Origin of the sequence: Sphingomonas sp. PP-CC-3A-396 (assembly GCF_004343105.1) — a bacterium.
Taxonomy (GTDB): Bacteria; Pseudomonadota; Alphaproteobacteria; order Sphingomonadales; family Sphingomonadaceae; genus Sphingomonas.
In genome coordinates this window covers 1-6,170 of sequence record NZ_SLYF01000021.1, presented here as the reverse complement: position 1 = coordinate 6,170, position 6,170 = coordinate 1, and the positions used below count along the sequence as shown (strand labels likewise).

General features: G+C 58.7%; 6 protein-coding genes. 3 read left to right on the top strand and 3 right to left on the bottom strand.

Going from position 1 to position 6,170, the window contains the following annotated elements; genetic code table 11:
* Positions 1-196: 196 nt before the first annotated feature.
* A complete protein-coding gene (locus tag C8J40_RS19905; RefSeq protein ID WP_132898515.1) occupies positions 197-763 on the bottom strand; it encodes a hypothetical protein in 567 nt (188 codons plus the stop codon).
* Between the two features lie 192 nt (positions 764-955).
* Here C8J40_RS19905 and C8J40_RS19900 point away from each other — a divergent pair, with 192 nt between their 5' ends.
* From C8J40_RS19900 to C8J40_RS19890, 3 genes are all read left to right on the top strand, one after another.
* On the top strand, positions 956-1,573 hold the full coding sequence (locus tag C8J40_RS19900; RefSeq protein ID WP_132898514.1) for a hypothetical protein: 618 nt from the start codon (positions 956-958) through the stop codon (positions 1,571-1,573).
* A 136-nt stretch (positions 1,574-1,709) separates the two neighbouring features.
* The gene (locus C8J40_RS19895) at positions 1,710-1,892 is read left to right on the top strand and encodes a hypothetical protein (RefSeq protein WP_132898513.1); all 183 of its coding nucleotides are present in this window, start codon (positions 1,710-1,712) and stop codon (positions 1,890-1,892) included.
* Between the two features lie 238 nt (positions 1,893-2,130).
* Positions 2,131-2,505: a hypothetical protein gene (locus C8J40_RS19890; protein ID WP_132898512.1), complete on the top strand. Its 375-nt coding sequence runs from the start codon at positions 2,131-2,133 to the stop codon at positions 2,503-2,505.
* Between the two features lie 609 nt (positions 2,506-3,114).
* Here the strand turns inward: C8J40_RS19890 and C8J40_RS19885 are convergent.
* Both C8J40_RS19885 and C8J40_RS19880 read right to left on the bottom strand, forming a co-directional pair.
* The gene (locus tag C8J40_RS19885; RefSeq protein WP_132898511.1) at positions 3,115-3,978 is read right to left on the bottom strand and encodes a glycosyl hydrolase; all 864 of its coding nucleotides are present in this window, start codon (positions 3,976-3,978) and stop codon (positions 3,115-3,117) included.
* 49 nt (positions 3,979-4,027) lie between these two features.
* On the bottom strand, positions 4,028-6,170 hold a 2,143-nt coding region (locus C8J40_RS19880; RefSeq protein ID WP_132898510.1), incomplete at its 5' end, for a GDSL-type esterase/lipase family protein.

The window sequence follows — 6,170 nt, the reverse complement described above, 5'->3', positions numbered from 1 at the left end:
GGAGACGAGGGGGTCACACCCACCCAAACGAAATAAACCACACTGCGATATACGTAGCGCATGAAATAGGCCGTCGCGGCGTCATCTCTGCCTTGATGAGTGGGACCGCTATACATGGCTATCGCTTGACCAACCAGCCTGACACTGCGGGCCCTTACGAGACTGTTTGCGATACCAGCGCGATACCAGACGCAAGTTACGCTTGGGGATCAGGAGGGAACTGGTGACTGTTGAAAAAATCCTCCAATTGCGTCGGGTCAGTGCTCGTGAGCATACGAGCGTACGTCGTGAGATTAAGCAGTTCGTCAGTTCTGCATACGTAGATTAAGCGCTCCGGCGGATCGATTTGGGTGGCCATCGGATAATTATGATAGCGAAGCCAGCCCGGCCGCCATGCGGGTTCCTGATGGGCAACTACGTTTCGTACGCGGAATACATATTCGACGCGCTTTTTCCAAGCTTTCAGGTCCTCAACACGGTCTGCCGAGGCGTCAGAAGCGATGGCGACTTTGACCCTCAGCGCCACTGCAGCATGAAGTTTCGGGGCGCCGACGACGATTCGCGCTAGGCGGTCTGGCATTCCAGTTTCAGCCCGCACCTGCGAAACAATTACCCCTTCGAGGCTTGCGCAAGTGAACAAAAATCGGCCAATTATGGCCGGAATATCGTCCGGCATTCCACCCGCGGCAGATACATAATCTACTGAACAGTAAGCTTCATCAGGGTCTTGGTGTTCTAAGACGTTATAGTCTGAATAGGGCACTTGAAACTCCATTGACATGCTGCTGCGGACATTATCCTTATTGCTCGCGCGATAGCGAGGCGGGTCTGCGCTGGGAACAGGATTTGGTTGCTATCGGACTAGGTCGATCCCAAAGTTCGGATTTGTTGCGCTCCCCAGAGTAAATCGGCTTTAACGGATGCGTCTAAATTCGCGCACGGGAGCAACTGGCGGATGGATCGTAAGGCAATCGAAAAAGCGCTGGTTCGGCTACATGCCATGGCGCGGGCGATAGGCGACATGGCTTCGGTAAGCTCGCCGTTAGAGTTTAGCTCAGACTGGTACGTTTTTATAACGGCCGCGAACGGGGTGTATGAAGTCCTCAAGGCGGGAGTAGCAGGAGACGCTCCCGCTGAAGCCTGGTTCCGATCGGTCGTGGAACAGGTAGAGGCCGATGAGCTTTTGAAATATATGTATGAGGCGAGAAATGACGAAGAGCATGGTCTCGTCCGCAGTGTCGTTAATCAAACCGAATCAGTCGGCGTAATTGTACCTGCCAACGTTGGAGACTTCGACGTTGAGTGTCAGATCACGATGGGAGAAGATGGCGTAGCCACAATATCAGAATGGAAATCGTCGCTTCCGGCGGGGGTGGCGGAGTATTTGGTAAAAGACGAAATGATACTCGCGCCGGTTAGTGCGAAGGCTCGTAAGAGAATGACACCCAAACAGTATGACCCGCCATCGTTTCATAATGGAAGCCCGCTTAGTGGTAGAAGTCCGCTTCAAGCTGCTCGACTCACTTATACTTATTTGAGGCAGGTGGTTAGTCAGGCGGAATTGCTCGGATAAAACGCCTTCGCCACCCTTTAGCTGCGGGCCCGTAAAGTCCTTTGTTATCAACGTCGGTTGCCCAATCGCTTGCCGTCTCTGGCGTAAGCGATCTCAATCGCTTACGCCCGCGGGGGCATCGATAGGAGGCTTCCGTATGGACAGGATTGAACGCGCCGCACGCGCGCTTTGCCGTTTTCACGAGCTCCCGGAAAACACGACGTTCGAAGGGCGACCGATGTGGGAGAGCTACGTCGACGAGGCAATTGCGGTAATCTCCGCGATCGAAGATGATCCGGCATCCCGCAAAACGGTTGAGAACAAACGCGGAACAATCTAGCTAACGACGCATCCCGATTCGACGTTAGGATGCGTACCGATGCCGATATTGTTGAACCCGCGCATGCGGCTTCCCCAGCTGGCGAATGAACAGGGGAAGAGCCTTGCCAATCTATCTGCGACAATCGGTCGCAACCCGCCATACCTCCAGCAGTTCGTCGCACGTGGTTCTCCCCGCCGGCTGCCAGAGGATGAACGTCGACACTTAGCGATCGTGCTCAACATCGACGAACGCGAGCTTGGCGCGCGTGACCCGTGGTCACCTTGTAAAGCCGACCGTGTCTAAGCCTAACCGAACGACGTTCATCGCCCTGGTGGTGCTAGACGATGCGATCAGGAATCTTCAGGCCGTCGGCCCCCTGAAACAGCCGCAGCACGGTGTGCGCCTGGCGCTAGCGTACCTGTACTCGACCTGCCTATCGAAGAACCGCGACCCGTTCGACACGCTCTGGTTGACCTTGCTCGGCCGCGATCGTCAGCCCCCTGACTTCCGGGTGACATGGGCGGGAACCCAGTTCGCCAGGATCTGTCAGGATATTGGAGTGCGGCAGGACATCGAGCTTGGCGAAGCCATGGCTCGTCTCCGGACTGACAAGCCGGCGACGTCAAGCTAGCTCCATGACGTCGCGGCGTCATCTCAGACCAAATGGACAACGCCGCAGTGTCGCGAGTGAGAACTGGATTAACCCGAGTTAACCCAATTCAAAAAATTTATTATAATTTCGTACAGTCCTTACAAAGTGTCCCATATAGGGAGTCCCAGACACGACGGTTCAAAGAGCCGCTTGAGGAGAGACTGAAATGCGGACAGCTTCTATCCATTCGAAAACGCCATGGGCGCAGCGTCGACACCCGTTCGGCGAACATGGCATATTGCTGGCGCTTCCTCTCAGCATAGCCCTTTGGGCACTGATTGCGGCACCGTTTATATAGGGGGGCAGAATGCGATTGTGCCGTTGGGATATTCATCAATGGCATATTCGAGAGGCGACACTCCGCCCGGGCACTACAGTGCGTCGGTGTAATCACTGTGGTCTAGTCCGGGTAAAGAAGCCCAAACTACCGCCCTCTAATTCGTCGTAGATCTCAGTTATCGCGGCGTCATCTCTGCCTTGGTGAGTGACGCCGCGATACCTGCTACGTTATCAACGCCTCGGCGATTACCGCCCACAGCAGCGCGGAAAGCGGCAGGCCGATCGACAGCCCTCGGATAGGCGGGTGCGTCATGCCAGCATCTTTCGAAACGACGCCGTCTGCTTCGGCCGCTTGCCGGTCATCAGCGCGCCGGGATAGTCGGCATCGCTCTCCCACCAATACACGTCGCAGCCGCTGGCCTTCGAGAAGGTAGCAACCTGCTCCACGAAATACGGGTTGTCGCCGAACTTGCCCGCTCCGCATTCCGATATCCGCAACGCCTTGCCGTGATCGCGCGCGAACTGCGCCAGCCACCCGAGGCCGAACTTGCAGTCGCGTGCCAATGCCCAACGAGCGGCTGCGTCAGCACCCGGCGTAGGCTCTTCCATGTCGTACAGATCGCACCCGATCACATCGACATAGTCATCGCCAGGATAGCAGGCCGCTACGTCGATCCTGTTCCAGGCGGTGATCGTGGGGCACCATTCCCACTTGACTCGGTCGCCGCCCTTCACGTTCTTCCGTGCGTGATCGACGATCAGCCGCCAGAGCATTGCGAACAGCGCCGGGTCCTTAGCGAACCACGGTTGCCAGTCGCCGTTGAACTCCCATCCGAGGCGAATGACCGGATTCGGCAGCTTTACGATCTCGGTGAGAATCTGGTGGAACGGATAATAGCGCGCTTGAACGTCGCCCCAGTGCTCGATGTAACCTTGGACGCTGTGGGACTTACCCTTCGGCAGCATCGGCACGCCGACGATCGGCTGTACGTCAAGGTTCTTCAGGTACATCGCGACCAGCCAGCCAATCGATGAGACCATTTCCTTCCACTCGTCTTGCGTGGAGCCGTTGACCGTTACCTTACCGGCCTTACGTCCGGCCCACGCCTCCCACTTGCGCAGGAAGGTGAGCGTCGCGCCTTCTACAGGGCCGCTGTAAATCGAGATCGTCACGACGTAGACCCCGTGATCTCAAGGGCGAAAAGGGCGAGGACGCCGCGCATCAGTTCACGCTTCCGACTTCGATCGACGTGAACACTGGGCCAGTCGTACTCGTCCACACCACGCCAGCGGTCTGTGTGCGAATGCCCATGCCGGTTCCCAGCGCGGGCAGGCTGCTTTCCGCGACCGTGTAGGAGAACGCCACGCCGTTGATGGTGCCGCTGATAACGCAGTCGGCACCAGCATTCGCGGGCGTTGCCTGAATATCTACGGCATAGGTTCCAACCCCAAGAGCAGAGGCGATGGGCGTTCCAATCAGCCCGAGGGTGCCGTTCGTGTACTTAACCACGCGCGCGTTCCCGCCATTGTAAAGAATGCCGAGGAACGTCTGGTTGGCTGGATCGGAGCGTAGCACCAGCGCGACCGACAGATTGGGCGCGGCGTCGGAACGAACCACCATCGTCCCCTTGGCATATTGACCGTTCGCATAGGTCGCCGAGGCAAGATGCTCGACAGCGATACGCGACGCGGTTGGCCCGCCCGTGATGGCATTTGCCATGATCGTGGCATCGCCGGTCGAGTAGCCGTTCTTCGCCCAAGTGCCGAGCGTCGGGCTGGTGGCGGTCAGCAGCGTGCCATCGGCGGTTGAGCCATAGCTTTCCGTGACGCCACGAGCCGTGCGGGCACTCGCGGCTGCGACAGTCACAGGACTCGACTTTGGCGATCCAGTCGCGCCACCAAGTGTTTCTACCAGCCCGTTCGTGGTCGTCGCAGCAGCAGCCGTGCCGTCGAAGGCGTAAGTCCGGGCGGCGCTATCTACCGTCAGACCGCTGACGTTGCTGACGATGGACGACCCTGCCGTGGCACCGTTGATGGTCCCCGTCGAGGCCGTACCGTTCTTGGGCGCGCCCGATAGCGTCAGGGTGTTGAGGCTGTTACCTGCGGCTGCGACCGTGACGGCTGCCGCCGTGAAGCCCCACGGCCCAGGGATGCCGTCACTGAAGATCGCGCGAGCCTTGCCGTAGTAGCTGCCCGCTGCCACACCGGTGAACGTACCCGACGTATTGCCCGCCGTGCGAACAGGGTTGGCGATCAATTCGTATTCGTAAGACACAGCACCTGCGACAGCCGATGCAACAACGGTAACGGTCTGGTTCGCAACGCTGCTGGTGACGGTTGGAGCCGCGCGGGTATTAGCGGCAATCGTCTTATCACGGACAGTCGTGAAGATGATGTTGTGGCCGACGTTCCTCGGATGGACGCGATCGTTGCCGTCCACGTCCGCGATATAAGCTGCGATGTTAAGCGGATTGTACGCGTCAGTATAGTTGACCCCGAACTCGGCCGCTACCGATGCAGCACCCGTCACGAATGGTACGAATGCCGCACGGGTTTGGCCCGCAAAGCCGGTGGAGCCAGTCGTAAGTCCGAGATCAGTGATATACCACGGCGATATGATATAAATGTCAGCGCGCGCATAGCCGCCGAGGATCAGGCCGTTGATGATCTCGCGATAGTCGCTGATATACTGCGCTACGTTGAAAGTGCCGTTTGCACCAATGTATCGAGCGTCGTTGTAACCGAGCGCGATGAAAGCGGCGGCTTTCTTGTTGCTGCCGAGCAGATACGTCCCGTAATTGTCGCGGAGGTTGCTTGGCCGCGCACTCCCGCCCGCATCGGCGCTATGTTGCAGGACCGAGCCCGAAACAGACGAGTTGGCTAGAAGCGCTCCGAGCGCCGCAGCGAGCAGATAGGCCCAGCCATTCGCGGTCGTTGTCGCCCCGACGCCAACACCAAAGCTGTCACCGGCGACCGCCATCGTAGCGTAATTCGGGATCGTGATATAGATTGACGCCGCCACAGCGACCCCAGCACTAGCAGCGATCGCACCTGCCGCCGAAACGGTCAGGTTGATCGTCCCCGCCGCCGATGCAGACAGGCCAACGACCACTTTCCAGCCGTTCGTGTCATCGCCTGCGATTGCGAGGCGTCCGTCGTTGGGGGTGAGCGTCGGAGTGACGCCGGTAGGCACGTTGCCGATATTCGCCAACAGCGTGCCGGACGCAGCGCCTGCGGTGAAACCGAGCGGGCCGGTGAGGGTCAGCGTTGGCGTTGGCGTCGGGGGCGGCACCGCGGCTCCCGCAGCCAACTTTACGACCTTCGTCGAGATCTCGATCGTCGGCGTCGCCATTAGCATGCTGTCG

Excerpts from the sequence above, each read along its gene's own strand:
- C8J40_RS19900 (WP_132898514.1), top strand. The coding sequence starts at position 956 with ATGGATCGTAAGGCAATCGAAAAAGCGCTGGTTCGGCTACATGCCATG.
- C8J40_RS19895 (WP_132898513.1), top strand. The coding sequence starts at position 1,710 with ATGGACAGGATTGAACGCGCCGCACGCGCGCTTTGCCGTTTTCACGAG.